28 protein-coding genes are annotated in these 26,134 nt (G+C 64.4%); 10 read left to right on the forward strand and 18 right to left on the reverse strand.

Annotation, left to right across the window (positions count from 1 at the left end):
• Nucleotides 1-79: 79 nt before the first annotated feature.
• The gene (locus tag ESZ53_RS07505) at nt 80-721 is read right to left on the reverse strand and encodes a GyrI-like domain-containing protein (protein WP_129072255.1); all 642 of its coding nucleotides are present in this window, start codon (nt 719-721) and stop codon (nt 80-82) included.
• A 44-nt stretch (nt 722-765) separates the two neighbouring features.
• The gene (locus ESZ53_RS07510) at nt 766-1,137 is read right to left on the reverse strand and encodes a PH domain-containing protein (RefSeq protein WP_129072256.1); all 372 of its coding nucleotides are present in this window, start codon (nt 1,135-1,137) and stop codon (nt 766-768) included.
• A 151-nt stretch (nt 1,138-1,288) separates the two neighbouring features.
• On the opposite strand from ESZ53_RS07510, the gene ESZ53_RS07515 reads away from it, so the two are divergent.
• Together ESZ53_RS07515 and ESZ53_RS07520 are read left to right on the forward strand one after the other, a co-directional pair.
• A complete protein-coding gene (locus ESZ53_RS07515; RefSeq protein WP_129072257.1) occupies nt 1,289-2,533 on the forward strand; it encodes a ThiF family adenylyltransferase in 1,245 nt (414 codons plus the stop codon).
• Nucleotides 2,534-2,535: 2 nt separating this feature from the next.
• Nucleotides 2,536-2,961, forward strand: coding sequence for a molybdenum cofactor biosynthesis protein MoaE (locus ESZ53_RS07520; RefSeq protein ID WP_129072258.1), 426 nt, complete (start codon nt 2,536-2,538; stop codon nt 2,959-2,961).
• Between the two features lie 130 nt (nt 2,962-3,091).
• Here the strand turns inward: ESZ53_RS07520 and ESZ53_RS07525 are convergent, their stop codons facing one another.
• From ESZ53_RS07525 to ESZ53_RS07560, 8 genes are all read right to left on the reverse strand, one after another.
• Nucleotides 3,092-3,337, reverse strand: coding sequence for a MoaD/ThiS family protein (locus ESZ53_RS07525; RefSeq protein ID WP_371683513.1), 246 nt, complete (start codon nt 3,335-3,337; stop codon nt 3,092-3,094).
• A gap of 1 nt (nt 3,338) precedes the next feature.
• Nucleotides 3,339-4,445 carry a GTP 3',8-cyclase MoaA gene (gene moaA / locus ESZ53_RS07530; RefSeq protein WP_129072260.1) on the reverse strand — a complete coding sequence of 369 codons (1,107 nt, stop codon included), beginning with the start codon at nt 4,443-4,445 and terminating at the stop codon, nt 3,339-3,341.
• A gap of 9 nt (nt 4,446-4,454) precedes the next feature.
• Nucleotides 4,455-5,282, reverse strand: a complete 828-nt coding sequence (locus ESZ53_RS07535; protein ID WP_129072261.1) for an MOSC domain-containing protein — start codon at nt 5,280-5,282, stop codon at nt 4,455-4,457.
• A gap of 99 nt (nt 5,283-5,381) precedes the next feature.
• The gene (locus ESZ53_RS07540) at nt 5,382-6,662 is read right to left on the reverse strand and encodes an ABC transporter ATP-binding protein (RefSeq protein ID WP_129072262.1); all 1,281 of its coding nucleotides are present in this window, start codon (nt 6,660-6,662) and stop codon (nt 5,382-5,384) included.
• A gap of 3 nt (nt 6,663-6,665) precedes the next feature.
• The gene (locus ESZ53_RS07545) at nt 6,666-7,490 is read right to left on the reverse strand and encodes an ABC transporter permease (RefSeq protein WP_129072263.1); all 825 of its coding nucleotides are present in this window, start codon (nt 7,488-7,490) and stop codon (nt 6,666-6,668) included.
• Complete coding sequence (gene modA, locus ESZ53_RS07550) at nt 7,487-8,263, reverse strand: molybdate ABC transporter substrate-binding protein (RefSeq protein WP_246837248.1); 777 nt, start codon at nt 8,261-8,263, stop codon at nt 7,487-7,489. Before modA ends, ESZ53_RS07545 begins: the two co-directional genes overlap by 4 nt.
• 59 nt (nt 8,264-8,322) lie before the next feature.
• Nucleotides 8,323-8,736 (reverse strand): molybdopterin-binding protein, encoded by a 414-nt coding sequence (locus ESZ53_RS07555; protein WP_129072264.1) that lies wholly within the window; start codon nt 8,734-8,736, stop codon nt 8,323-8,325.
• Nucleotides 8,737-8,960: 224 nt separating this feature from the next.
• Complete coding sequence (locus ESZ53_RS07560) at nt 8,961-10,355, reverse strand: OFA family MFS transporter (RefSeq protein ID WP_129072265.1); 1,395 nt, start codon at nt 10,353-10,355, stop codon at nt 8,961-8,963.
• Between the two features lie 155 nt (nt 10,356-10,510).
• Here ESZ53_RS07560 and ESZ53_RS07565 point away from each other — a divergent pair, with 155 nt between their 5' ends.
• Nucleotides 10,511-12,826 carry an FdhF/YdeP family oxidoreductase gene (locus ESZ53_RS07565; protein ID WP_129072266.1) on the forward strand — a complete coding sequence of 772 codons (2,316 nt, stop codon included), beginning with the start codon at nt 10,511-10,513 and terminating at the stop codon, nt 12,824-12,826.
• Between the two features lie 15 nt (nt 12,827-12,841).
• On the opposite strand, the gene fdhD is transcribed toward ESZ53_RS07565, so the two are convergent.
• Entirely contained in the window at nt 12,842-13,693 is an 852-nt protein-coding gene (gene fdhD, locus ESZ53_RS07570; protein ID WP_129072267.1) for a formate dehydrogenase accessory sulfurtransferase FdhD, read from the reverse strand.
• A 140-nt stretch (nt 13,694-13,833) separates the two neighbouring features.
• On the opposite strand from fdhD, the gene ESZ53_RS07575 reads away from it, so the two are divergent.
• From ESZ53_RS07575 to moaC, 4 genes are read left to right on the forward strand one after another with little or no spacing between them, the layout of a single operon-like run.
• Nucleotides 13,834-14,463: a molybdenum cofactor guanylyltransferase gene (locus tag ESZ53_RS07575; protein ID WP_129072268.1), complete on the forward strand. Its 630-nt coding sequence runs from the start codon at nt 13,834-13,836 to the stop codon at nt 14,461-14,463.
• Entirely contained in the window at nt 14,460-14,876 is a 417-nt protein-coding gene (locus tag ESZ53_RS07580; protein WP_129072269.1) for a DUF6457 domain-containing protein, read from the forward strand. Before ESZ53_RS07575 ends, ESZ53_RS07580 begins: the two co-directional genes overlap by 4 nt.
• Nucleotides 14,876-16,120 carry a gephyrin-like molybdotransferase Glp gene (glp, locus tag ESZ53_RS07585; protein ID WP_129072270.1) on the forward strand — a complete coding sequence of 415 codons (1,245 nt, stop codon included), beginning with the start codon at nt 14,876-14,878 and terminating at the stop codon, nt 16,118-16,120. The genes ESZ53_RS07580 and glp overlap by 1 nt, the downstream gene beginning before the upstream one ends.
• A complete protein-coding gene (gene moaC / locus ESZ53_RS07590) occupies nt 16,117-16,596 on the forward strand; it encodes a cyclic pyranopterin monophosphate synthase MoaC (protein ID WP_129072271.1) in 480 nt (159 codons plus the stop codon). The genes glp and moaC overlap by 4 nt, the downstream gene beginning before the upstream one ends.
• A gap of 60 nt (nt 16,597-16,656) precedes the next feature.
• Here the strand turns inward: moaC and ESZ53_RS07595 are convergent, their stop codons facing one another.
• The 4 genes from ESZ53_RS07595 to ESZ53_RS07610 form a co-directional block, all read right to left on the reverse strand.
• The gene (locus tag ESZ53_RS07595) at nt 16,657-17,139 is read right to left on the reverse strand and encodes a molybdenum cofactor biosynthesis protein B (protein WP_129072272.1); all 483 of its coding nucleotides are present in this window, start codon (nt 17,137-17,139) and stop codon (nt 16,657-16,659) included.
• Nucleotides 17,140-17,226: 87 nt separating this feature from the next.
• Nucleotides 17,227-17,577, reverse strand: coding sequence for a hypothetical protein (locus tag ESZ53_RS07600; RefSeq protein ID WP_129072273.1), 351 nt, complete (start codon nt 17,575-17,577; stop codon nt 17,227-17,229).
• Nucleotides 17,577-17,855 (reverse strand): hypothetical protein, encoded by a 279-nt coding sequence (locus ESZ53_RS07605; RefSeq protein ID WP_129072274.1) that lies wholly within the window; start codon nt 17,853-17,855, stop codon nt 17,577-17,579. The genes ESZ53_RS07600 and ESZ53_RS07605 overlap by 1 nt, the downstream gene beginning before the upstream one ends.
• Nucleotides 17,856-17,889: 34 nt before the next feature.
• Nucleotides 17,890-19,122, reverse strand: coding sequence for a M10 family metallopeptidase domain-containing protein (locus tag ESZ53_RS07610; protein ID WP_168187199.1), 1,233 nt, complete (start codon nt 19,120-19,122; stop codon nt 17,890-17,892).
• Nucleotides 19,123-19,305: 183 nt separating this feature from the next.
• On the opposite strand from ESZ53_RS07610, the gene ESZ53_RS07615 reads away from it, so the two are divergent.
• The gene (locus ESZ53_RS07615) at nt 19,306-19,815 is read left to right on the forward strand and encodes an N-acetyltransferase (RefSeq protein ID WP_129072276.1); all 510 of its coding nucleotides are present in this window, start codon (nt 19,306-19,308) and stop codon (nt 19,813-19,815) included.
• A gap of 71 nt (nt 19,816-19,886) precedes the next feature.
• Here the strand turns inward: ESZ53_RS07615 and ESZ53_RS07620 are convergent, their stop codons facing one another.
• The 3 genes from ESZ53_RS07620 to ESZ53_RS07630 are packed head-to-tail and all read right to left on the reverse strand — an operon-like array spanning nt 19,887 to nt 24,105.
• Nucleotides 19,887-21,665, reverse strand: coding sequence for an amidase (locus tag ESZ53_RS07620; RefSeq protein ID WP_129072277.1), 1,779 nt, complete (start codon nt 21,663-21,665; stop codon nt 19,887-19,889).
• The gene (locus ESZ53_RS07625) at nt 21,662-22,741 is read right to left on the reverse strand and encodes an agmatine/peptidylarginine deiminase (RefSeq protein WP_129072278.1); all 1,080 of its coding nucleotides are present in this window, start codon (nt 22,739-22,741) and stop codon (nt 21,662-21,664) included. Before ESZ53_RS07625 ends, ESZ53_RS07620 begins: the two co-directional genes overlap by 4 nt.
• A gap of 2 nt (nt 22,742-22,743) precedes the next feature.
• Nucleotides 22,744-24,105 carry an NAD(P)/FAD-dependent oxidoreductase gene (locus tag ESZ53_RS07630; RefSeq protein WP_129072279.1) on the reverse strand — a complete coding sequence of 454 codons (1,362 nt, stop codon included), beginning with the start codon at nt 24,103-24,105 and terminating at the stop codon, nt 22,744-22,746.
• Nucleotides 24,106-24,160: 55 nt separating this feature from the next.
• On the opposite strand from ESZ53_RS07630, the gene ESZ53_RS07635 reads away from it, so the two are divergent.
• Nucleotides 24,161-24,763, forward strand: coding sequence for a TetR/AcrR family transcriptional regulator (locus ESZ53_RS07635; RefSeq protein WP_129072280.1), 603 nt, complete (start codon nt 24,161-24,163; stop codon nt 24,761-24,763).
• A gap of 276 nt (nt 24,764-25,039) precedes the next feature.
• Nucleotides 25,040-26,059, forward strand: a complete 1,020-nt coding sequence (locus tag ESZ53_RS07640; RefSeq protein ID WP_129072281.1) for a TerC family protein — start codon at nt 25,040-25,042, stop codon at nt 26,057-26,059.
• The last annotated feature ends 75 nt before the right edge of the window (nt 26,060-26,134 follow it).

The raw sequence follows: 26,134 nt of genomic DNA on the forward strand, positions 1-26,134 counted from the left end.
GACCGGCCGTTGCTTGGTTCGCGCGACGCGGTTGCGCGGGCCCGCTTGCTCACGCCCGCGATCGAACAGGCTCGCGTGTTTAGGCCCGCTCTACCGGCTGCCGCAGCAGGGTGCGAAGTTTGGATGCCTCGACCTTGCGAAAGTCGTTGAAGTAGATCTCGTGGTGCTTGCCGGTCATCCGCAACCCCTGCTCGGGGATGAATTCGTCGTGCAGCTGCGCCAGAATCTCGGCCTCATCGTCGTAGGGGCCGAGATGGAGTGTTTGCACGCACAGCCCCTCGGCGAGGGTCTCGAGACGAACTTTGCCGAGGTCGGCGGGCAGGCTGTCGGGAGTCTTGCTGCTGCCCGTCTTGCTCTTGGCAGCGACCACCGTCACGGCATCCTGAAACATCTGCTCGGTGATCCACTCGGGAGTCAGCAGCATCACCGTCCAGCCCCACTGCGATTTGTCGCGCCCGGTCGTGAACGCGGCCATATCCTCGGCCCACCAGAGCGCCTCGAGCGGCGGCACCACATAGTCGCGGTCGAGCGCCTCGCTCGCGAACTTCAGCGTGTAGGCCACGGGATACAGCGCGGCGATCGCGGTCGTGTATTCGCTGCCCTCACCGGGCGCCCCGTGACCGTCAACCATCAGGTATTGCTGGGGTGGGACATCCAGAATTCTGAATTCGTTGTGGCGCGCTTTATACGCGTCGAGCGTCTTCTTGAAGTCTGTTTTCATTGCCCCACCCCGTCGTATGCGCGTGCCTGTGCGTGTGCGCGGTGTTAGCTCGCGCCGATGACCACGTTGGCGATGAGCATATCGAGCTTGCGCACGTCGATGGCCTTGCCAACCTTGATCTTGATGTGGCCGGCGCGGGTCCACAGTTCGAGCTCAGCGTTGAAGTCGAGCGTTCCCGCGTTCTCAGAGGACCACATGAGCACGTTCGAGTAGGGCAGCGAGTAGAGCTCCACCTTCTTGCCCGTGATGCCTTGAGCGTCACGAACGATAAGGCGCTTGTTGGTGAACACGGCGCTGTCGCGGAACGTCTTGTACGCGGCGATGGGCTGTTCGCCCGGCAGGAGCATAGGCATGACGTCTTCGGGAATCGGCGCTTCAGAAACAAACGTCCAGGCGGCGATTACGGCGGCTTCCATGGGGTACTCCTTCTATCGGGTGGTGGGCCGAGATCTCCGGCCCGCACACACCCTATCGGTCGGCAGCGACGCTGCGATTAAGCCCGACTTCGCAGCATCCGAAACGGTAGAATCGTGGTTGTGCCGCTTTCGGCGCGGTAAGGATCGCCTCGTGACATTGCCTGCTCAGACTGACCGCCAGCCGCTCGTCGAGCCGGGCGCACCGCTCAGCTCCGAACGTCTGATTCGTTACTCACGCCAGCTGGCCAATCCTGACTTTGGTGAGATCGCCCAGCGTCGCCTTGCTCACGCGCGAGTGCTTGTCGTCGGCGCGGGTGGCCTCGGCAGCGCCACCATCCCTGCCCTCGCCGCGATGGGCGTCGGCACCATTGGTGTGATCGATACGGATGCCGTTGAGCTCTCCAATCTGCACCGCCAGCTCGCCCACGGGGTCGCCGACATCGGGCGCAGCAAACTCGATTCCATGGCGGACACGGTCGCGCAAGTCGATCCCGAGATTGGGTTCGTTGCCCATAACGTGTGGCTCGATTCCAGCAATGCTCTCGAACTTTTCGCCACCTACGACCTCGTGCTCGATGGCAGCGACAACTTCGTCACGCGCTACCTCGTCAACGACGCCGCGGCGCTTTCGGGAATACCGCTCGTGTGGGGTGCGATCCTGCGCTACGGCGGCCAAGCCGGTGTGGCGTGGGCGGGCCTAGGCCCCACCTACCGCGACCTCTTTCCTGTTCCCCCCGCGCCGGGCACCGTGCCGTCGTGCGCCGAAGGCGGAGTGCTGCCGACCGTGTGCGCGATCATCGGCGGCATCATGTGCTCCGAAACCGTGAAGCTCCTCACCGGAATCGGCGAACCACTTCTGGGCCGAGTCACTACCTACGACGCGCTCAGCGGGCGCTTTCGCGAACTTGAATACGCCGTGAGCGACGAAGTGGATGCCGTGACCGAGTTGATTGATTACGAACTGTTCTGCGGTCTGACGCCTGCTGCCATTGGTTCGAGCGGGGCCGGCGACACGAGCGCCACCGGCGCGACCGGCGCGCTTGGCGCGACGAGCGGAAGCGACGCTGCCGGCGGCGTGAGCGACGAGATCGATTCGCGCGAACTCGCGGCCCTGCTCTCCACGGAGGCTGCGCTGCAGCTGATCGATATTCGGGAGCCCTTCGAGTTTGCGATTGCCGCGATTGAGACGGCGGAGCTGATTCCGCTTGGTGGCCTTGAGGGCCGGCTTGCCGACATCCGCGCCGATATTCCAGTCGTCGTATATTGTCATCACGGAATCCGCAGCGAACGCGCTCTGCGCCTATTGCAGGGCGCCGGTTTCACCAACATCCGCCACTTGGTTGGCGGCATCGACGACTACTCGCAGGTCATTGATCCTGCGCTCGCGAGGTACTAAAAGTGAACGATCAGACCCCGGCCAGCTTCGCCCTCATCTCGGATGCCGCCATCGATGAAGCCGCGATCCGTCGCGCTGTGGAGTCCCCCGCGTCGGGCGCGGTCGTCGTGTTCTCGGGTGTGGTGCGCAATCACGACGGCGGCAATGAAGTGTGGTCGCTGGAGTACCAGGCGCATCCCGAAGCCGAGGCGCTGCTCGCTCGGTGCTGCGCTGAAGTGGCGGCCGAAACGGGCCTCGCGATTGCGGCGGCGCACCGCGTCGGGCTGCTCCAGATTGGGGACATCGCCCTCTCGGCAGCGGTCTCTGCCGCGCATCGCCGCGAAGCCTTCGAGGCGTGCGAACTGCTCGTGGAGCGCATTAAGAAGACGGTGCCGATCTGGAAACGTCAGCAGCTCGCCGGCGGCGCGACCGAATGGGTCGGGCTGTAGCGAGTCGCTCCGCGCGGACGTAGGTCGCTGAGTCACGCACAGCTGAGTCGCGTTTCCCAAGCGGCGCTGCGGGTCGTGCGTCGCTGGGTCGCGTTGCCGAAGCGGCACCGCGGGTCGGTCGCGTCTGGCCTTAGCCGCCGGCGAACGGCGGCAGCACGTCGACGCGGGCACCCACCGCGTGCGCGGGGTCGCGGCGAACAACGCCGTCGATCAGGAACGACCCCGACTCCACGACGCGCTGCATGAGGGCGCCGTAGCGTTCGATGAGCAGGGCCTTGAGCGTGCTTAGGGTGGCTCCGGCCTCGATCTCGAGGTGCTCTTCATCGCGCCCGGCAGCCTCGGCGGCAGCGGCGAAATAGCGGATGTGCAGGGTCATGTCAGCCACCAATGTACGACATTTCAATTCTCTTGGCGCCGGGCTTGGTGCCATCGGCTCCGGCTGGGCGCGGAGTGTTGAGCGAACGCAACTCTGAATAGCGGTCGGTGCGCTCTCGCCACAGGCTCGCCATGGCATCCGACAGCTGGTCGTCGGTGCAACCGTCGCGCATGAGCGCGCGCAGATCGTGGCCCGAACTCGCGAACAGGCAGGTGTAGAGCTTGCCGTCGACCGAGATACGGGCACGGGAGCACGTGTGACAGAACGACTGCGTGACGCTCGAGATCACACCGATTTCGTTGCCGCCATCGCGGTATCGCCAGCGCTGCGACGTTTCGCCGCTGTAGTTGGGGGCGACTTCTTCGAGGGGAAGCTCCGCGTTGATGCGAGCGACAACCTCAGCCGACGGCACAACCTCGCCGAGCTGCCAGCCGTTGGTGGTGCCGACATCCATGTACTCGATGAAGCGCAGGATGAACGGGGTGTCTTTGAAGTGGCGCGCCATCGCGACGATGTCTTTGTCGTTGTGCCCTTTCTTCACGACCATGTTGATCTTGATGGGGCCGAGCCCGGCGGCGTGGGCGGCATCGAGACCAGCCAAAATCTTCGCGACGGGAAACTTCACGTCGTTCATGGCTTGGAAGGTCGCGTCGTCGAGGGAGTCGAGCGATACCGTGACGCGCTTGAGCCCGGCTTCCTTCAGCGCGACCGCAAGGTGGCCGAGCGCGGAGCCATTGGTCGTGACCGCGAGGTCGAGGGGCTTGCCCGCCGGAGTCGTGAGTTTCGACAGCATTCCGACCAGCTCTGGAAGCCCTTTGCGTAGTAGCGGTTCGCCGCCAGTGAGACGAATCTTCTCCACACCGTGCAGCGCGGCAATGCGCGCCAGCCGCGTGATCTCTTCAAAACTCAGAAGCTCGTCGCGCGGCATGAACGCGTAGTCAGCCCCGAAAACTTCCTTGGGCATGCAGTACACACACCGAAAATTGCACCGGTCGGTGACCGAAAAACGGATGTCGTGCAGCGGCCGGCCGAGGGTATCCACGAGGGCGTTCGCCGCCACATCTGCGAGCGCGTTCGCAGAAGGAGGCACTACCGCGGAGGAACTCATTCCGTCACACTATCCCGCTGCGGGCTGCGAAACCTCCGAGGTCGTCGCCTCGACCGCATCGCCCACGTGAATGCGACCGCCATCAAGCGGAGCCAGGCGGATGCCGAACCACGTTTTGTGGTCGCGCTGGCGATGCTGCGCCAGGGTTCGAATCGGTTCCTTGCCGCGCTCGAGCGTGGTGGGTTCGATCGTGGTCATCACGCAGCGGTCGCAGATCATGGTGACGCGAAAGCGCACGTCGCCGATCGTGACGTGCGTCCAACTTTCTTCGACGAAGGGTTCGAGATCGTCGATGATCACGTTGGGGCGGAATCGGATCATGTCGAGCGGTTCGTCGTTCTCATCCGTCCACTCGTCGAGCTGTCGAAGCGACGCTTCGGAAGCGAGCAGCAGCGGGCCACCGTCGGCGAGCGAGACAACTTCTCCGGGCTGGCCGCCGTCTTCGGGGTCGATCGCGCGCACGGTCGGGTCGGACTGCCAGACGAGTCGTGCGTCGAGGCCGACACGTTCGCTCAACCAACGGTTGACGTCTCCGTGAGCGGCAAGCGCGGTGCCCTGCCCGTCGTGGCTCACTTCAATCGTGTCGCCGCCATCCGCCATGTCGACGGTCACGCTGGAGCCCTCGCGGTCAGAGAGCTGAACTGCCGTCTCGCTCAGGGCGTGCGCCGAGAGGCCAAGCAGCTGGTTGTGGCGGCGAGCGGTGAGAGTGTCGCCCGCGCTATCGACGATGGCCCAGCGGCGATCCTGGTCAAGACCCCACGGATTCACCGCGGCAGATTCGACGTCTTCGCCGGCAAACGACTTCACTGGATACACTCTGAGTTTCGTCACGCGCATGAGCAAATCTTAGCAACGCGCATCCCAAGAGCGACGGGACTGTTCAGAGGATTAAAAGTTCCGCTGTGTGGTGCAGATTACCCTCGCGGGGAGCGCCGATTAGCGGCGCAGATAGGCCGTGATCTGAGACGGATCGACGGACGCCACGACGCGGTCCCCCGGCGCGATGTCGCGCGCGAGCAGATCGGCGGCCGACGCCTCAGCCACGACGGTGTTGCCTAGGAGCGTGACGCGGATCCCCTTGAGTCCGGGCTCGAGCAGATCGACGGTGGCGAGCCATTCATGCGGCAGAGGCGGGGCGGATGCGGCGGGCTCGACACGTGCGGAGTCCGCGACTCCGGGCGCTGCAGTCGCAGCACCGTCGGCCCGAGCGGCACCCCGCGACTCCCGGCGCAGCGTCACCGCGGACGGCGGGAACGCGACCGAAACTTCCGTACCGACCGCCGGCACGATGCTGTCGACGGCGAGAGCACGCCCATCCGCGAGCCGCACGAGCTGGCTGGTTTCGACAATGCCGTGCAGCACGGTGAGGCCGACGAGCGCGGCCGCGAACTGGTTCACGGGCTCGCCCAGAACCCGAGCGACGTCGCCACTGTCGATGATGCGGCCAGCATCCATGATGGCGACGCGGTCGGCCAGCACCATGGCATCCACCACATCGTGCGTAACGACGATCGTGGCAGGCGCCGTCGGCGGGCGGCCACCGATTCCGATGTGGGCGGCGAAGACGCGGGCCGACAGACACTCGCGCAGCAGGGTTCGCACGAGCGAGGCGTTCTGCACATCGAGGGCAGCCATCGGCTCGTCGAAGAGCAGCACATCCGGCTCGATCGCCAGCACGCGGGCGATTGCCACACGCTGTTGCTGGCCGCCCGAGAGCTCGGCAGGTGTGCGGGCTGCGTAGTCGCTCATCCCCACGGCGTCGAGCCATTCGGATGCTCGGTCCCGCGCTTCGTCCGTTCTCATGCCGTGTGCGCGCAGCCCGAAAGCCACATTCTCGAGAGCACTCAGGTGCGGGAACAATAGCGGGTCTTGCCCGAGCAACCCGATGCGACGACGATGAGCCGGCACCACGGTCATCCGCCGACTACCAGCGTGCTCGTCACCGACGCGACCGCGACGAGCGCGCCCACGGCCAGCCCGATCGGCGGCCCGCCCAGAGGTGTGGTCAGGGGCGCTCGCAACCTCGGTCAGTACTCGACCGTCGACCGACACCGTGCCGAGCTCAGGGACGAGCAACCCCGCAATCACCGCGAGCAGCGTCGACTTTCCGGAGCCGTTCGGGCCCAGCAGAGCGAGCGTCTCGCCGGGCGCGACGGTGACGCTCGCGTCGAGGGTGAACGATCCGCGGCTCACCTGCATGGTGGCATCCAGCGTCATGGCTCAGAGCTCCGGGGTTGTGCGCCAGCTGCGCAGCAGAAGGAGGATGACGATGCCAACAACCACGAGCAGCAGCGACAGAGCGATGGCCGAATCTTGGCTCACGCCGGCGCCGTTGAACGCCGTGTAGATGGCCAGCGGCATGGTGCGGGTCGTTCCGGCAGCGTTGCCGGCGAAGAGGGCGGTGGCCCCAAATTCACCGAGGGCACGAGCGAAGCACAGCACGGTTCCGGCAATGACGCCCGGCATGATGAGCGGCAGCGTGACCCGCCGAAATACTGTCCAGCGCCCGGCGCCGAGCGTGGCCGCGACCAACTCGTAGCGGGTACCCGCGGTGCGCAGCGCGCCCTCGACGGAGATCACCAGGAACGGCAGCGCCACGAAGGATTGCGCGATCACGACCGCTCCCGTCGTGAACGGAATGCTGATGCCGAACCACAGTTCGAGCACGCTGCCGACGAGCCCGTTGCGTCCGAGAAGGTACAGCAGCGCGATGCCTCCGACTAACGGGGGCATCACGAGCGGGAGCGTGGTGAGCGCGCGCAACAGCCCCGCCAAGCGGTTGCCCGAGCGAGCGATCACGAGCGCGAGCGGAATGCCGACGATGAGACACAGCACCGTTGCGGCGAGCGCCGTCTGCAACGACAACCAGAGCGCCGACTGCGCTTCGTCCGAGACAATCGCGGCCGGAACGCTCGGCCAGTCGGCACGCAGAAACAGCCCAATGAGGGGCAAGATCAACAGGGCGAAACCGAGAGCTGCGGGCAGGTACAGCAGGCGCGGGATGCCGGAGCCGGCGGTTGCAGTCGTGCGCGAGACGGCACTCATGGCTTCACGAATCCGTAGCTCGCGAGGATGCTCTGCCCCGGCGCCGAGAGCACGAAGTCCACGAATGCCTCCGCGATGGCCGGCTGCGCAGCCTCGTTCAGCACGGCGATCGGGTAGTTGTTGCGAGCCGTTGCCGCGTCGGCGATCGCGACACCGTCGACCGCACCCGCCGCATCCTGCACATCGGTGACATAGACGAGCCCCGCATCCACTTCGCCGAGCTCAACCTTGGTGAGCACCGCTTTGACGTTCTGTTCTTCGGTCACCGGTGTGAGGTCGACCGCGGCGGCGTCGAGCAGGATGCGGGCTGCCGCACCACACGGCACCGCGGGCGCGCACAGGGCAACCTGCACGCCGGGCTCCGCCAAATCGCCCAGGGTTGTGATGTCCAGCGGGTTGCCGGGCTGCACCGCAATCTGCAATTCGTTAGTGGCGAACGCAACAGGGGCAGAAGCTAGTTCGTCACCGATCTGCTGCATCGTGGCGTCATCCGCGGAGGCGAAGACATCGGCCGGCGCACCCTCGCTGATCTGGGTGGCCAGAGTAGAGGAGCCGTCGAAGGAGATCGGCGCGATGGTGACGCCGGGATTCTCCGCGCTGAATGCCTCGGCCAGCTCGGTGAACGACGCGGTCAACGAGGCCGCCGCAAAAATCGTGAGCTCACCCTGCAGTGCGCCGTCAGAAGACGTGGATGCCGGTGCCGGGTCGGCTGCCGAGCATCCGGAAAGCCCCACCAAGCCTGCAATCGCGACGGCGGCGACCGCCGTCAGCACGCCAACTCGGCGTCGTGCCCGCCTGCCCCGTTGCCGCGGCTGTCGCGCACCCCACATCACTACGAGCCGTCTTTCGGCGCCTCAACCACGACCATCGTCGCCTTCACGACGGCGACTGCGAGCGAACCAATTTCGAGCTTCAAGTCGCGCACCGCTTCCGTCGACATGAGCGACACAATGCGATGCGGGCCGCACTGCAGCTCGACCTGAGACATCACGGTGTCGCTGAGGATGCCCGTGACGAGCCCGACCATCCGGTTGCGAGCGCTGCTCGTTGACTCGGATGCCGCTGCCGCCAGTTGGGCCTGCTGCGCACGCTCTTGAGCGCGGTGAGCAAGGTGCGCACCGTCGACCACTTGGCGACCGGCGTCGTCGAGCGCGACGGGTAGATCGTCGGTCGCGATCCAGCGCCGCACGGTGTCGTCGCTTACTCCGAGGAGCCCTGCAGCCTCACTAATCCGATATTGCGCCATAATTTACAGCGTAACACCGCAACTGCGGAGCTTTCAGGGCGTTTGCCCCGCATCTTCGATATGAGTGCTCGGCTATTCGACAGCTCACCCGCCGCTCGACCCTCGCTCGCCCGCCGCTTGCTCAGCCGAACAGCGCCGAAGCCTTCGTCATGGTCTGAAATACTCCGTAGAGCAGCGGAATACCGACCAACGCCCAGACGATCGCGAGTTGTGCTTTCTTCATGTCAGGCCTCCGCGGAGATCGTGAGGTCTTTCGACCCCACTGTGGACGGTTCATGGAAGGTGGAATTCACGGGCCGCACCATGAGGTTGGCGATGAAGCCCACGACGAGCAGTCCCACCATGGTCAGCAGCGCGGGCTGGTACGCCGCAGCGGTCAGCTCGCCAGGCGCACCCTGGGCATCCAAGAACGAGTTCACGATCAGCGGGCCAGCGATGCCAGCTGCTGACCAGGCAGTGAGCAGTCGACCGTGGATGGCGCCCACCTGGAACGTGCCGAAAAGGTCACGCAAGTACGCCGGCGCCGTGGCGAAACCGCCGCCGTAGAACGAGATGATCACAAAAGCGAGCGCCACGTACAGCGCCGTCGTGTTGGATCCCACCAGAGCCAGCAGCACGTACAGCACCGCCCCCACGCCCAAATAGATCATGTAAATGTTCTTGCGCCCGGTGATATCGGACGTGGACGACCAGACGAACCGGCCACCCATGTTGGCGATCGACAGCAAACCGACGAAACCACCGGCCACGGCGGCTGTGACCAACGATTGCCCGTCGGCCTGTCGGAAGAAGTCTTGGATCATGGGAGCCGCCTGCTCGAGGATGCCGATCCCCGCCGTGACGTTACAGAAGAGCACGATCCATACGAGCCAGAATTGGCGTGTCTTGATCGCGTTGCTCGCCGAGACGTGATTGCTAGTGACCAATGACTTTGCCTTGACCTTCGTCGGGTCGAATCCGGCCGGAGTCCAGTCGTCGGCGGGCACCCGGATCGTGAACGCGCCAAACATCATGTACGCGAGGTAGATGAGCCCGAGCGTGAGGAACAACTTGCCAACGGCATCACCGCTGGCCACCCAGCCCTCGGTTCCCGCGTTGGGATCGTAGAGCGCAAGCAATGCCGTAGAAACGGGGCTGGCGATCAGCGCGCCACCACCAAACCCCATAATGGCCATGCCGGTTGCGAGGCCCGGACGGTCCGGAAACCACTTAATCAAGGTCGACACCGGCGAGATATAGCCGATCCCGAGTCCGATACCGCCGATGAAGCCGTAGCCGACGTAGACCAACCACAACTGGTTGGAGAAGATACCGAGCGAACCGATCACAAAGCCGCTCGACCAGAACAGCGCGGCGACAAACATGGCCTTGCGCGGACCGCTGCGGTCAACCCACGTTCCCATAATCGCGGCCGATAACCCGAGCATGACGATGGCGATCGAAAAGATGACACCGATCTGAGTGAGACTCGCGTCGAAGTGATCAACGAGCGCGGTTTTATAGACGCTCGTGGCGTAGGCCTGACCGATGCTCAAGTGCACCGCCAATGCGGCCGGCGGAACAAACCAGCGATTGAAGCCGGGAGGGGCAATGGTGTGTTCTCGATCAAGCCAGCTCATGGACATTCTCCTCGGTACAAATAAGCGTGCAGGACAGCAACGTTGCTGTCGGCAAATCGGCCGCGAATCACAGGCTAACCGTTAACCTGATCAATTCTTAGATGTTTGGTCAAGATTGTCTACGAATTTCCATCGATTGGGGGCAGTATGGGGAGATGAAACGTGGAGCACCGGTTGACGACATCAATGAAGACGACCTGCTCGTCAAGAAGCCGAAAAAGTCGGCGGCCGGCGTTGAAGCCGTGCTCGTGGCCTTGGATCGGGGAATCGCGCAGGCAGGTGTGACCCGCACCGCACGCTCACTGTTGCGGCTGAACCAACGTGACGGCACGGACTGCCCCGGCTGCGCCTGGCCGGAATCGCAAGGCCATCGCAAGGTTGCGGAGTTCTGCGAAAACGGCGCCAAGGCCGTCGCCGAAGAAAGCACGCTGCGCACTGTCACTCCGGACTTCTGGGCGCAGCATTCCATCGCCGAGCTGTCGGAGAAGACCGAATACTGGCTGGGCAACCAGGGCCGCATCACGCATCCGGTCGTCATCCGCCCCGGCGACACTCACTACTCGCAGATCTCCTGGAACGACGCCTTCGAGCTCATCGGCGAGAAGATCCGCGCCACCACTCCCGAGCGCACGGTCTTCTATACCTCCGGCCGCACGGCCAATGAGTCGGCGTTTCTGTACCAACTCTTCGCGCGCTCGATCGGCACCAACAACCTGCCGGACTGCTCGAACATGTGCCACGAATCATCCGGTTCCGCTCTGAACCCCACGATTGGTATCGGTAAAGGCACCGTCTCGCTCGAAGACATCCATGAGGCTGAACTCATCTTTGTCATTGGCCAGAACCCCGGCACGAACCACCCGCGGATGCTGTCGGCGCTGGCCGAATGTAAAGACCGCGGTGGCAAGATCGTCGCCGTCAATCCGCTCCCCGAAGCCGGGCTGTTCAACTTCAAGGATCCACAAACCCCCAAGGGAGTCGTCGGGGGCGGCACCAACCTGGCCGACGAATTCCTGCAGATCAAGGTCGGTGCCGACCTCGCGCTGTTCCAGGCGCTCGGCCACTTGCTTCTGGAGGAAGAGGAGCGGGTTCCCGGCTCCGTTGTTGACCACGAGTTCATCGCAGCGAACACCGACGGCATCGATGCCTACCGGGCCGCGCGCAAGACGATCGACTGGGATGAGACCGAAGCAGCGACAGGCCTCTCTCGCCTCCAGATCGCCAAGGTTGCTCAGATGATGGTCGAGTCGAAGGCCACGATCATCTGCTGGGCACTCGGTCTCACGCAACAGCCTCATTCCGTGAACACGCTCAAGGAGATCATCAACCTGCTCCTGCTGCAGGGCAACTTCGGCAAGCCCGGCGCCGGTGCGTGCCCCGTGCGCGGCCACTCGAATGTGCAGGGCGACCGCACGATGGGTGTGTGGGAGAAGCCACACGAGTGGATGCTGGATGCCCTCGACAAGGAATTCGGAATCACTTCGCCCCGCGAGCACGGCTTCGATTCGGTCGACACCGTCGAAGCGTTCGAGAACGACAACGTCGACGTGTTCGTCTCGATGGGCGGAAACTTCGCGCTCGCCGCCTCGGACACCGAAGCGCTCGGTAACGCACTTCAGCGGGTGGGCCTAACCGTTCACGTGTCGACCAAGCCGAATCGCTCTCATGTGGTGCACGGACTCACCTCGTTGATTTTGCCCACGCTAGGTCGCACCGATACCGACGACAAGCATCCGAGCGGCCGTCAGGTGCTGTCGGTCGAAGACTCCATGTCGGTCGTGCGCAGCACCCAGGGTCGGTTGTCGCCGGTGTCAGATCACCTGCTCGCGGAACCCGTCATCATCGCCCGCATGGCCATCGCCACTCTGGGCGAGGATCACCCGGTGGATTGGAAAGCGATGGCCGAGGACTACGACGTTATCCGCGACCACATCGCACGCGTGCTGCCGGGCTTCGCCGATTTCAATGCACGGTTGAGGACCAAGAACGGGTTCGTGCTGCCTAACCCGCCCCGCGACTCCCGCAGCTTCGCCACCGACATCGGTCTGGCCCGCTTTACGGTGAGCCCGCTCGAGTATCTGACGCCGCCTCCCGGGCACTTGATTCTGCAGACGATGCGCAGCCACGACCAGTACAACACCACGTTCTACGGTCTGGATGACCGCTACCGAGGAATCTCGGGTGGTCGTCGCGTCATCCTCATCAACAAGGACGATGCCGCCGACATGGGGTTCGCCGACCGCGACCTCGTGGATGTCATCAGCACGTTCCAAGGGCAGGAGCGCCGGGCAGACAAGTTCCGCCTCGTCTTCTACCCGACCCCGCGGGGCTGCGCGGCAGCGTACTTCCCCGAAGCGAACAACCTCGTGCACCGCGAGCTCGTTGCGCGCGAATCGAATACGCCCGGCTATAAGGCGATGGCGGTGCGATTCATCCCCGCGGTGGAAGACGATGCCCCGCAGATGAGCTAGCGCGGGGCCGTACGCTCAGTTCGCGTCGACAGACTCATTCTGCACAATGCGTTCTTGCCCGGCGTAGAGCACCATCGACTGTCCGCGCAGGAAGCCGACGAGCGTCATTCCAACCTCTTCGGCAAATTCTGCGGCCAGCGAGGATGGTGCAGAGACGGCGGCCAGAACCGGGATCCCCGCCATCATGGCCTTCTGCGCGAGTTCGAAGCTCGCCCGGCTCGACACCATGAGCACGGTTCCCGACAGGGGCAGCAGATTCTGTTTAACGGCCCAGCCGATGACCTTGTCGACGGCGTTGTGCCGCCCGACGTCTTCGCGCGCCACCAGCATCTCGCCCGTCACTCCATCGAACAGCGCCGCCGCGTGCAATCCACCCGTCTTCTCGAACACGTCTTGCGCTTCGCGCAGCTTCTCGGGGAACGTCGTCAGCAGCTCAGCGTCGATTCGCGCGGCATCCTCGGCGACAGAGAACGCCGATTTGGTGCGCACGGCATCGATGCTCGCCTTGCCGCACAGTCCGCAGGAACTGGTCGTGAGGAACGATCGCTCCAGGCTGGGATCGGGGGCCGGCACGCCCGGCGCCAGGGTGACGTCAACGACGTTGTAGGTGTTCACTCCGTCGACGGTGGCACCAGCGCAGTACCGTGCGGCGAAAAAGTGCTCGCCCGAGGTAATGATTCCCTCGGAAACCAGAAAGCCCGCGACGAGGTCAAAGTCGTCACCGGGGGTGCGCATTGTGACGGCAAGCGAGCGCCCGTTGACGCGCATCTCGAGCGGCTCCTCCACCGCGAGAACATCCTCCCGGGATGCCGGAGGCGAACCGATAGTCACTCGGGTGATCTTGCGTCGTGCGGTGATTCTGCTCACGCTGCCTGCCTCCTCGGGAGCGCCGCGGATTCTGCGCCGCCCCGCAATCGAGACTATCTCGGTGGTGGCAGCTACGGCAGCAGCGACCACAACTCGCGCCGGATAGTGACGCCGATTGCACCGTCGCTTAGAGTGGCTGCATGCTGATCGATGCGGCGGTGCTCGCCGGAGGTCGCTCGTCCCGATTGGGATCTGTGGCGAAAGCAACGCTCCGCGTGCAAGGCCGCAGCCTGCTCGAGCACGCGCTCTCGGCGGCATCCAGTGTGGCGCGCACCTGCATCGTTGTCGGCCCCATTGATCCCGACCTCGTGGACACTACGGTGTTCATCACGCGCGAGAATCCGCCCTTTTCGGGGCCCGCTGCTGCGCTTGCCGCCGGCGTTCACCACCTCGCGACCAACGGCACCAGCGAGAGCGACGCCATCCTTGTTCTTGCCTGTGACATGCCGGGCATTGCTGCCCAGGTGCCAGCGCTCGTAGATGCCCTCGCTGCCGCTCCCGCCGACGTGGATGGCGTGATTTCCGTCGATGCGACTGGTCACCGTCAGCCGCTTGCCTGCCTGTATCGCCGCCGCGCCCTCCAGAGCGCCCTCGCGCGGTTCGACGCCGACGGCCTGACCGGGCTCTCGATGAGAAAACTGATTGAACCGCTGAGGCTGGAGCCCGTGGTGGCTCTGCCCGGAGCCACCGATGATGTTGATACGTGGGAAGACGCAGCTCGCCTCGGCGCCACTGAACCGACCACAGAAACGAAAGAAGCCGCACAATGAACTCCGAAGAACGCCAACGCCTCGACGACTGGGCCGCGCACCTCAGCAGCGAGCTGGGCATCGCCAGCGATGAGTTTCGTGCCGCGATGGATGTCGATGGAATTCTGGATCTCGCCGGGGTCGCTGCGCATTCAGTGATCCGGCCCGCGGCTCCCGTGACGACATTCCTTGTCGGCTACGCCGCTGGTCTGGCCGCCGCGGCCGGAACCGACCCGTCCTCGGCCATTCGAAGCGCGGATGCTCTCTCGAGAGCTGCGCTCGCCGCCGCGAGCGATGCCACCCAGCCCGCTGCTGCTGCCGCTGCGTCGGACTTGGCACCGGAGTCTGCAGCATCATCCGGCTCGGCAACATCCAGCGCAGAGCCATCGGGATCGGCGTCATCCGGTCCGGCACCGTTCGGCACGGCAGAATAATGGCGGCCTCCCCCGCATCGATCAGCATCCCGGAGCACCTCGCCCGCGTTCTGGCGAACGTCGCACCATTGCCGGTCGTCAGCGTTCCGATCGCGCAGGCGCTGGGGCTCACCCTCGCCGCCGACGTGCACGCCACGGTCGATGTTCCCAGTTTCGATAACTCCGCGATGGACGGTTATGCGCTCCGACGCGCGGATGCCGTCTCCGCCACAGCAGAGACACCGATAGCGCTCCGGGTGGTCGCTGACCTTCCCGCGGGCTCCGCCGAGAACCCGTCATTGCAGCCCGGTCAAGCTGCCCGGATCATGACTGGTGCCGCGGTGCCTACTGACGCGGACTGCATCGTGCCCATCGAAGACACCGATGAGGGCACCGACACCGTTCTTATTTTTAGCGCCCCGAATCCCGCCGCCCACATCCGCCGCACGGGTACCGATGTGCGCATGGGCGATCCCGTGCTGACGGAAGGGCGCGTTCTCGGCGCCCGTGATCTGGCGGCCGCCGCGGCATCCGGAGTCAGCATCCTGACGGTTCACCCCGCACCGCGCATCGGCGTGCTCTCGACCGGCACTGAACTGCGCAAGCCCGGAGAGCCGCTGGAGCGTGGCCAGATTCACGACTCGAACTCGCTGCTCTTGGCGGCGATGATTACCGAGTGTGGCGGCATTCCCGTTCAGCTCGGCTCGGTTGCCGATGACGATGATGCTCTGCGCGAGATGCTCGAGGAACATGCGCCCGAGGTCGATGCATTTGTCACTTCGGGCGGCGTGAGCGTCGGCGCCTACGACGTGGTGAAAGCTGTGCTCGCCCCGCTCGGCGTCTGGTTCGGACCGGTGCGGATGCAGCCCGGCAAGCCCCAAGGGTTCGGCCGGTTCCCGGTGGGCGACACCACGGGCCCCCTGATCTTCGCCCTCCCCGGCAATCCCGTGAGCGTCTTCGTGTCGTTCGAGACCTTCGTGCGCCCCGCGCTGCTCACGATGGCGGGCCGGTCAGCGGTCCACCGCCGCACTCTCACCGCCACCGTCGCGACGGGCTGGCGCAGCCCTGCGGGGCGGGCGCAAGCTATGCCGGCCGTCGTCGAACAGGATGAGGCGGGGGCTGCATCCGTTCGTCCCGCAAGCGCGGGCGGCGCCGGTTCCTATCTCGTTGCGAGCTTGGCTGGCGCCAACGCGTTGGCCTTCGTGCCCGAGGATGTGACCGAGGTACGCGAAGGCGACCTGCTGGCTGTCACACTGGTGTCATGAGCGATCAGCCTTTCACGCACCTCAATTCCGCTGGCCAAGCCCGGATGGTGGACGTCACCGCCAAGACCCCGACCGTGCGCGAAGCGACGGCGGAGGGTTTCGTTCGCTGCTCCCCCGTGATCATCGAGGCGCTGCGCTCGGGCAACGCTCCCAAGGGTGACGTTCTCGCGGTCGCTCGCATCGCTGGCATCCAAGCCGCTAAGCGCACCGCCGAACTGCTGCCGCTCGCCCACATCATCGGCGTGCACGGCGCGACCGTCGACCTTGAAGTGACGGATGACGGTGTCGCCGTCACCGCGACCGTGCGCACCGCCGACCGCACGGGCGTCGAAATGGAAGCCATGACCGCGGTGTCGGTCGCGGCTCTCGCGATCGTCGACATGGTCAAGGGCATGGACAAGACCGTGCAGATTGAGACCGTGCGGTTACTCGCGAAATCCGGTGGCCGTTCGGGCGATTGGCGTCGCCCGGAGTAGGTCGCCCGAGCGCGCTCGCACCCGGCGTTCTGTATCCGGCTCCCGAATGAAACTCGTTAGCTAGTGGTCTCCGCCATCAAGCTGCTCGAGGATGTGGCCGATTAGCGGCGCCACCACGGCGAGCCCCTCTTCGACCGCCTTGGTGGAACCGGGCAGGTTCACCACGAGAGCATTGCCCGCGATGCCGACAAGGCCACGACTCAGCACCGCCATTTTTGTGTGGCGAGCACCTTCGCGCCGCAACTCTTCGGCGATGCCGGGAATCTCTCGCGTGAGCACGGGCCGGGTTCCTTCGGGCGTGAGATCTCGAGGTGCCACTCCGGTTCCGCCGCTCGTGATGACGATGCGGGCACCGGCGGCGAGCGCGGCTCGGATGCCGGCAGTGACAGATTCCGCGCCATCCGGAATCACTGTCAACGACGCTGCATAGCCCTGCGCCGTGAGCAGCTCGACCGCGCGCGGCCCCGAAGTGTCGGCTCGCTCGCCGCGAAAGCTGCGGTCAGACACGGTGATGACGGCGGCGGGGATGAGCGCGTGATCCATACCCGCTACGGTACGCCAGCTGCGCCGAACAACGGCGCCGGCGCCGGCGCCGACGAAGTGTGCGTAAAGCAGTGGCCCTTGGGGGCCCTAGTCGAAGACCAGCACGCACCCAACAGCGTAGTTTTCTAAATCTGAAACATGAAACGTGCGCAGTCGAAAAGTGATCCGCTGACCGGAGCCACGGAACGCGCCCGGGCGAAGGTTCGACGTGGAACCCGAGCTGCCCAAATGCGCACCCCCACTGCCGACCGAGCCCAGAGTGCTGCCATCAATTTGGAACACCTCCATCGCAACACCGTTGTCGCGGTCGTAGTCAGTCAGGGGGTCGGTAAATGTGACGCTTCCCCAAGCGAGAAAACTGCGCCGACGCCCAAGATTGATTTCCGCTGTCGTCGAGCCTGAACCAAAATTCCACAGGTTCACTTGATGCGCGTCCATTATTTGGCCTTCTTCCCGGTCTTCGGCTTGCGATCAGTGACTGAGCAGACGCCTTTAGCGGGATTGACGGAGAGGGTTTTCGTGCGGTCGCTGGGGTCGAATGTCTCCGGTGCCCTCGCGACGGCTAGCTCGGAAAGTTTGCGCCCCGATTCATGGTGTGCGAGTGCGAGCACGTCAGATTCCGGTGCCGCGACCGGATCATCGTTTCCCAACTCGTAGTAGCTGGCGGTGTGCACGACCTCGCCAGTTTTCTTGTCGTAGACGATGTATATGTTCATGCTTTCGCTCCAATGATGATGGGCCCTGATGGATTCAGTCGTCGAGCACCACTATGCATCCGACTCCGTACGCTTCGAGATCCGAAGAATGGAAAGTGCTCAGCCGAAACTGCACCCGACGCCCCCGGCCCACGATTGCGCCGGGGAAGAGATTGCTTGGTGCTCCTGGTGCGCCAAGATGCTCGCCGCCGGTGCCCACCGCGGCTGGGGAAGTGCCGTCGACCGTGAAAATGTCCATGGCAATGCCGTTGTCGCGGTCGTAGTCGGTGAGGGGGTCAACGAACGTTGTCTCGCCCCATGCCAAGAACCGGCGCTCGCGCCCCAGATCGACAACCGCTGAGTGGCTTCCGCCGGCAAAAGCGTGCAGGTGCGCGACAGCAGCACGGTCTCGGAACCCCACGCGGAACGGATACAGGCTGAGGATGCCGCGAATATCTTCCTCGGCCAGAGTGTGGTCGCCATTATTGACGTACGGATACATCGACGCGCTTCCTTCGCGCGAATGTCCCAGCCCAAGTGCGTGGCCGATCTCGTGGATCGCTGTGTTGCGAAGGTCTTGCGACGAGAGAAATCTAAGCAACTCAATCGAGGGTCCGGGCCACGTAAAAGGAGGGAGGTGAGCCCAGTCCCGCCACGTCTCAGCCTCGTCAAAATGGACTCGCCCATCCTCGGGAAAGAACCCATGTGCGACCACATCACCGCGGCCGTCGAATGCAGATCCGTCACCGTGGTCTCCGGTCTCCCAACCCAACTGCATGTCGGCGCTAAGCCCACCCGTTCGCTCAAAGGTGAGCGGCGACACCGCAGCCCACACGTCGAAGGCCGCATCGATCGCATCCACCTCGCCCGCCATATCGGGGGTGGAGTTGTAGACGTTGTAGGTCAAGTCATAACGAGGCCATGGTTGTGAGTTGAACTGGATCGTGAACGGGTCGGTCTCGGGATCTCCCGCAGAACTGAGGTCTTCTGCGCGCACCACCTCAGCGGGAACGTCAGGGCACGCACAACGAATCTGTGACATCAGCTTCAACGTCTGCACGTCGATTCGACCAGACAGCGGCAGTCGAAAGAACTTCTGGTAAAGGAATACGGCTTTCTGCACGTGCTCGCAATACGACTCTTCGGGGCACTGGCACTGCTCGTCGAGAATGTAGCCCGATCGTCGCAGTCGCAACCTCAGGTCGCCAACGTGGGCGTTGAAATCCCCACGGCTGTAGACGACACGAGACTTTTCTCGTGCAACTTCTTCGTTCCAAACTGCGTTCATCAGCGCGACCCTTTGAGATTCGAGTAGAAACGCGAGACAGCTTGCAATCCGTGACATCAAACTGTCAGAGGGGGTGGAACGCTTAGTCTGCTCCTGAATACGCTCACTGTCAAGGCTCCCGCTGTCGTGCGGGCTCAGCCGCTTCAGCGTCCGCGGTCGCGCCCCGCAACTAGACTCCAGATCATGCGCACGCCAGAGTTCACGATCCGACGAACGGATGCCGACGACTGGCGCGAAGTTCGCACGCTGCGGCTTGAGATGCTCGCGGACACCCCGATGGGCTTTGCCGAGCGACTCGATAGCGCCCGCAGCGCCACCGAAGCAGACTGGCGTTTTCGAGCGGTTCGCGGTCAGAATCCGCGCGGCATCGCGATTGCGGCGATCACGACCGACGGGCGTTGGATTGGCACGATGGGGGGCTACGTCCCTGACGCCACCACGGGCCCACTCCTGGTTGGTGTGTATGTCACGCCCGACTTCCGCGGCCGCAAGGCTGGCGTGACGGATGCCCTGCTCTCGACTATCGAAGAGTGGGCAGCCACCTACGGCAGCACCCTCACGCTCGGCGTGCACGAAGACAACGCGCGGGCTCGCGCCGCCTATGAGGGTCGTGGCTACGTGCTCACGCGGCACTCGGTCCCTTACATACTCGACAAGTCCCGGCGCGAACTCGAGATGATCAAGCAGCTGTAGCGTGCAGCGTGGCAGCGGGTTCAGCTACCGGCGCGCGCAAGAGTCAATGTTTGCTAGCGCGCCGCGACTGCCTAGTCAGTCAGCGGCGGAGTACGCGGCGGCGCCACCCGACGCTGCGACACCGCTTCATACGCGACGCCGATGCGCAGCAGGTCGAGATCGGAATACGCGGCACCCGCGAAGGTGATTCCCACAGGCATCCGGATGTCGTCCATGAGCCCCATGGGAACAGTGACGGTCGGAATACCCAGGTGCCGAATCGCGAGGTTTCCGTTAGCGACCCAGACACCGTTTCGCCATCCTGCTGCTGCCGTGGCGGGGTTGGTGCCCATATCGGCGGCGCCCACATCGGCGACCGCGGGGAAGGCTACGGCGTCGAGCTGGAGCTCGCGCATCCACTCTTCAAGGTCGATGCGACGAGTTTCTTCGAGGCCGCGCACGCCCGCTTCCAACTCTGGGATGTCGGTGAATGCCGCATACGGGTGGTCGCGCACCTGCGTCGGGTACACCGCGATGTCGTCTTCGAAGCCGTCATAGTGATCGTGCGGAGTGCCCGGCGTCACCGGGAAAATCGTGCTGCCGTCGACCCCGACGATGGTGTCGAAGTTCGGGTCGCCGTTGGCCTGCAGAAAGTCTTCCCACGCCCACGCCGAGAGATCGACGATTTCGCGCTTCAAGAATTCGGGGCTCACGAGACCGCGGGTCGCGATCGTGGGGGCGCCGGCGCGGTCAGCCTCGTAGTTCGAAACGGCGGGAAAGTCGACCTCGACCACGGTGACGCCAGCGGCTTCGAGATCGCGACGCGCTTGGTCGAACAGGGTCAGGATGCTCGGGCGGGTGTCAATCGCGGTTCCTGTCGGGCCGCCGACTCCGCGCGTGCCCGAGCCCGCCTCGGTGTCGCGGTTGATATACATCCGGGGAACGCCGAAGCGCTTGCCCGCCAACGGCAGCGCGGCAGCAGCGGCATCCGCGTCATCCGCGTCAGCCGCCTCAGCCGGCGCAGCATCGCCAGCGTCAACTCCCGCATCCGAAAGCAGCGACAGATACGTCTCCGGTCGACCACTCGATGCCGCCGGAATCTCCACCCACGGCTGCGAGCGCCAAAAGTCGCCCCGAGTATCCGCATCGTCGAACACGATCACGTCGAGCACGGCGAGCAGGTCGGCCATGGTGCGGGTGTGCGGCACGACGACATCCATTGTGGGCACGAGAGGCCAGTTGCCGCGCACCGAAATCACGCCGCGCGAGGGCGTGTAAGCGCACAGGGCGTTGTTGGAGGCCGGGGCCCGGCCGCTCGACCAGGTCTCTTCACCGAGGCCGAAGGCGGCGAAACTTGCGGCCGTTGCGGTGCCCGATCCGTTCGACGATCCCGAACCATAGGCGGCGGTGAGGTACTCGGCGTTGTACGGGCTCTCGGCACGGCCGTAGACGCCGGGCTGCATTCCGCCGTTGGCCATCGGGGGCATGTTGGTGAGGCCGAGGCAGATCGCTCCGCCGTCGCGCAGGGCACCGATCGTGGCGGCATCCCGCATCGCCATCAGATCGGCGAAGGCGGGGCTGCCCGCCGCAGCGGTGAGCCCCCGGTGCAGATAGCTGTCCTTTGCCGAATACGGGATGCCGTCGAGTGACCCCCGCAGCTGACCAGCGGCCCGGCGCGCATCCGATTCGCGCGCTTCGGCGAGCGCCTCGGCGTTGGGCACCACGACGGCGTTGAGCTTGGGCCCGCTGCGGTCATAGCGATCGATCCGCTCGAGGTACGCGGTGACGAGCGCTTCACTTGTGAGGGTGCCCGCGGCGAGCGTGGCCTGCAATTCGGCGATGGACGCTTCTACGACGTTGAAGGTGCTCATACGATCGCTCCCGGTTCTTGCGCAGCAGCAGCACCGTCGCTGAGGCCGGGCCGTTGAGGTTGTTGTTGGGTGATGCAGTGGATGCCGCCACCGCGCGCAAAGATCTCGCGGGAGTCAACCATGCGCACCTCGCGGCCGGGATACGCATCGCCCAGAATTTCGGCGGCGCGAGCATCCGCCAGCTCATCGTTGAAGCCACACCCAATGACTCCCCCGTTGACGACGAGGTGGTTGACGTAGCTGTAGTCGACGAAACCGTGATCGTCGCGCAGCACAGCGGGCGCGGGCAAGTCGACGATCTCGAAGACGCGCCCGGCGGCATCCCGCTGGCTTTCGAGGCTGGCCCGAATCTCGGCCATGACCTGGTGGTCCGGATGCTCGGGGTTCGGTTGAGCGTGCAACAACACGCGCCCCGGCGACGCGATCGTCGCGACGATATCGACGTGACCGTTGGTACCGAAGTCGTCGTAGTCACGGGTGAGACCGCGCGGCAGCCAAACCGCATGAGTCGCGCCGATCGTGCGCAGCATATCGCTTTCGACGCGGGAGCGGTCGGCGAGCGGATTGCGGCGCGGGTCGAGCTGAACGGTATCGGTCAGCAGAACAGTACCTTCGCCATCAACGTGAAGTCCGCCACCCTCGGCAACGAGGAGCGAACTCACGAGTTCGGCACCAGAAGCCTCAGCCACAACACGACCGATCGCAGCCGACTTCTCCCACTCGGCCCACTCGGGCGCACCCCAGCCGTTGAAGATCCAGTCAACGGCTCCGAGAACGCCGGGACGCTCATCGTCGAGCACGAAGGTGGGCCCGATGTCGCGCATCCAAAACTCGTCAAGGGGTGCTTCGAGCAGCTCGATGCTGCTGGCGAGCATCCGCCGAGCACGAACCATTTCGGTGGGGTCAACGACCATCGAGACGGGTTCGAATTCGGCGACGACATTGGCGACGTCAGCCCAGGCCGCATAGCCGAGTTCGCGTTCAGCGTCGGTCGCGCCAAGGGTCTCCCCGATGCGGGGGAACGCCATCCAGGTGCGCTCGTGGGCGGCAGTTTCGGATGGCATTCTCCAGCTCATGGCTAGCCCTTCGGCGCGTCGATAATGGTGGATGCCAACCGGTGGCCCACCCGAATGGCGCCATCAACGTGTTGGTACCCTTCGGCCGCGAGGTCGCTGGAGCCGAACTGAATCGGGCCAACGGGCTCAAGCTGCAGCGCGCCGTAGCGGGTAAGCCCACCGAGGTCGAAGCTGGCGGCGTAGGCACCGCGCGTCCACTCTTCGGCCGCCCAGTCGCTTTCGTAGTACACGGCCGGGGTGAGTGCTTCGTCGCCGTAATAGGTGGCGAGTGATTCGAGGATGCGCTGCTTGCGGTCAGCCGGATCGAGCGCGAACAGTTCGTCGGCTTTCTCTCCCGAGACGAAGCCCACGAGGGTGCCGCGCTCTTCGCCGTGGTTGGTGTTGTCGTAGGCCTCGTGCACCATTTGGTAGGGGCTGAAGGCCGTGCCCGAAAGCCCAGCCGCTCGCCAGAACGGGGTCGCATAGGTCGCGTGCACCTTGATCACGAGCCCGAGCGACGAGTGTTGCTGCATCTGCTGACGCATGCGCGGCAGGGCCGGAACGTAGTCGATGCGGTCGTACAGGTTCGGCGGCACGGCCACGATCACGTGCTGCGACGTGACCGTAAGTCCGTCACTCGTAACGGTCGCGCCCGTGGCGTTCCACTGGATCTCACGCACCGGTTGCGACTGTCGCACGACGTCTTCGCCCAAGGCGGCAGCCATCACGAGCGGCACCTGCTGCAGGCCGCCCACGACGCGCTTGTCGAGGATAAAGTCGGCGTCGACGAGGTTGCTGAAGCTGCCGGCACTGGCCGCCATGAGCAACGCTTGCAGCAGCGAGAAGGCGTGAGCGGGCTTCGTGAGCATCGCCTCGGCAACGTAGAGGGCAATGTTGTCGATCGCTTCGACATCCGCGCTCTGGCTTTCGAGCCACGCGCGGTACGAGATGCGGTCGAATTCTGCGGCCCGCGGATGCTCCCACGGGGCCTGCAGGTCGAGCTCAGCTACGAGTTCGTCGAGTACGGCAATGAGCCGAGTGATTTCCGCTTCGGTCTCCGCCCCCGCCGGAAAGATGTCTCCTGTGAAGCGGCGAGCCACACCATCCTGCGATACGTAGATACTCTCGCCGTCGCGGTAGCGCGAGTAGGTTTCGAGGCCCAACTCGGCGAGCGTGTCGATGAGAGCGGTCTGGTCGGGGGATACCCACTGACCACCGATTTCATACATTTGACCGTCGATGGAGTTCGTCCACAGGCGTCCGCCGATGCGGTCACGCGCTTCAAGCACGATCACGGTCTTGCCGGCGGCGACAAGATCGCGTGCTGCGGTGAGGCCGGTGGCGCCGGCTCCGACAATGACGACGTCACAGTTAATGGTGTTCATCCCTCCATTATTTACCACCTGTTCAATAAGAGTCAATAGCAGCTACACTGCGAGGATGGCAGCAGGCACAACTCGACGACGAAACGCCACCGAGCGGGCATCCGAAATTCGTGACGCAGCGCAGGAGATCGCCCTGACTCGTGGCCTCGCCGCCATCTCACTGCGCAGCCTTGCCGCGCACTGCGGAGTCAGCGCGCCCCTCATCACCCACTATGAACCGAGCATGGAAACCCTCGTGGCTTCCACCTTCGCGTCGATCGCCGAGAAAGAGATCGCCGAGGTCGCACGGCACGCCCACGCCCCCGCCGACCCGCTCGACCAGCTTCGCGCTCTTCTCGAAGCTCTCGCTGATCCGACCCGCGACAACGTCGGCGAAGTCTGGGCAGACGCGTGGAGCCTCGGCCGTCGCAACGACCTCCTCGCCGCAGCCGCCCGCCAGTCAATGGACTCGTGGCACGCGCTCGCCATCGGCATCATGCGTGCGGGTCAGGATGCCGGCCAGTTCGCCCCCGTGAGCCCCGAGCGCGTCGCCCTCGTTCTTTTCGCACTCGTGGATGCCACGTCTGCCTACCAACTCGTCAACTTTCGAAGCCGCGACACCCGCGACTCTCTCGTGCGCGAGACCCTCGAAGACATGCTCGACGTCTCGTTGAAGTAGCCGCGCGAACAGCGCCCCTGCGAGCAGCGCAATCAGCGATCAGCGATCAGCCCTCTCGAAGAGCCGCACGGTCACCGGCGCAAGCTGAGAAAACACCTCATCCGGGCGCTGACCCGTTGAGCGGCATCCGGAACTATGTTTTAGTGGTGAGCACGGAGGGGAGTAGTCCCCGCGAAGCTCATCGTCATTACGGTCGTGTCATCATGGCCCGGTGCAGCTAGGGCCTGAAAAGGCTCGACGAGACCTCCAGAATTTCTAACATTCTGGAGTTGTTTCATGAACGTTCCCCTGTGGGCTTGGCTCGCTGTCGTCGGTGTCATTCTCGTGATGCTCGCGATCGACCTGATCGCACATCGCACCGCCCATGTCATCAGCGTGCGTGAAGCCGCAGCGTGGTCGGTCGTCTGGGTCGCTTCCGGCGTGACCTTCGGTGGCATCATTTGGTGGCTGTTCGGCGCAGAGTTCGGCCAGCAATACTTCGCCGGCTTCGTGATCGAGAAGTCACTCGCGGTCGACAACGTGTTCGTCTGGGCCATCATTTTCTCGGCCTTCGCCGTACCGCCGCAGTTTCAACACCGGGTGCTGTTTCTCGGCGTCATCGGCGCTCTCGTGTTCCGCGGCATCTTTATCGCCGCCGGTGCAGCGCTGCTCAGCAGCTTCGCCTGGGTGCTTTACGTGTTCGGTGCCTTCTTGGTGTTCACGGGCATCCAGATGCTTCGCAAGCGCAACGAGCATTACAACCCCGAGAAGTCGGTGGTGCTCAAGATCTTCCGTCGCCGCGTGCCAATGACGGATGCCTTCTACGACCAGAAGTTCGTCGTGCGCAAAGCGGGCGTGCTGCTTGCCACCCCGCTGCTGGCCGTCTTGGTACTCGTCGAAATCACGGACATCGTGTTTGCGGTCGACTCGATCCCAGCAATCTTCGCGGTCACCGATGAAGCCTTCCTTGTCTTCACCGCGAACGCCTTCGCGATCCTGGGCCTGCGCGCAATGTACTTTCTGCTCGCTGACCTCATGCACCGCTTCATCTACCTGAAGATTGGGCTCGCCCTCTTGCTCGTCTGGGTCGGAATCAAGATGCTCCTCCTCGACGTGTACTACATCTCCACCACGCTGTCGCTCGGTGTGATCTTCCTCATCCTCGCCACTTCCATCGGCGCGAGCCTGTGGGCAACTCGAGGGCAACCGCGTCACGCTATCGAGACGCCAGCGAGCGGCGGATTCCGGATGGCGACCGAGCTCGAAATCGCAGAGCTCGACGCGCCACAGCAGCGCGAACACTCGATTGAACGCTAAACGCTAGGCCGCAGACATTGAGAGGCAGCGGGCAACGCAAGAGCCCCGCACTCCTTGCGGAGTACGGGGCTCTTG

Origin of the sequence: Salinibacterium sp. UTAS2018 (genome assembly GCF_004118935.1) — a bacterium.
Lineage (GTDB): Bacteria > Actinomycetota > Actinomycetes > Actinomycetales > Microbacteriaceae > Rhodoglobus.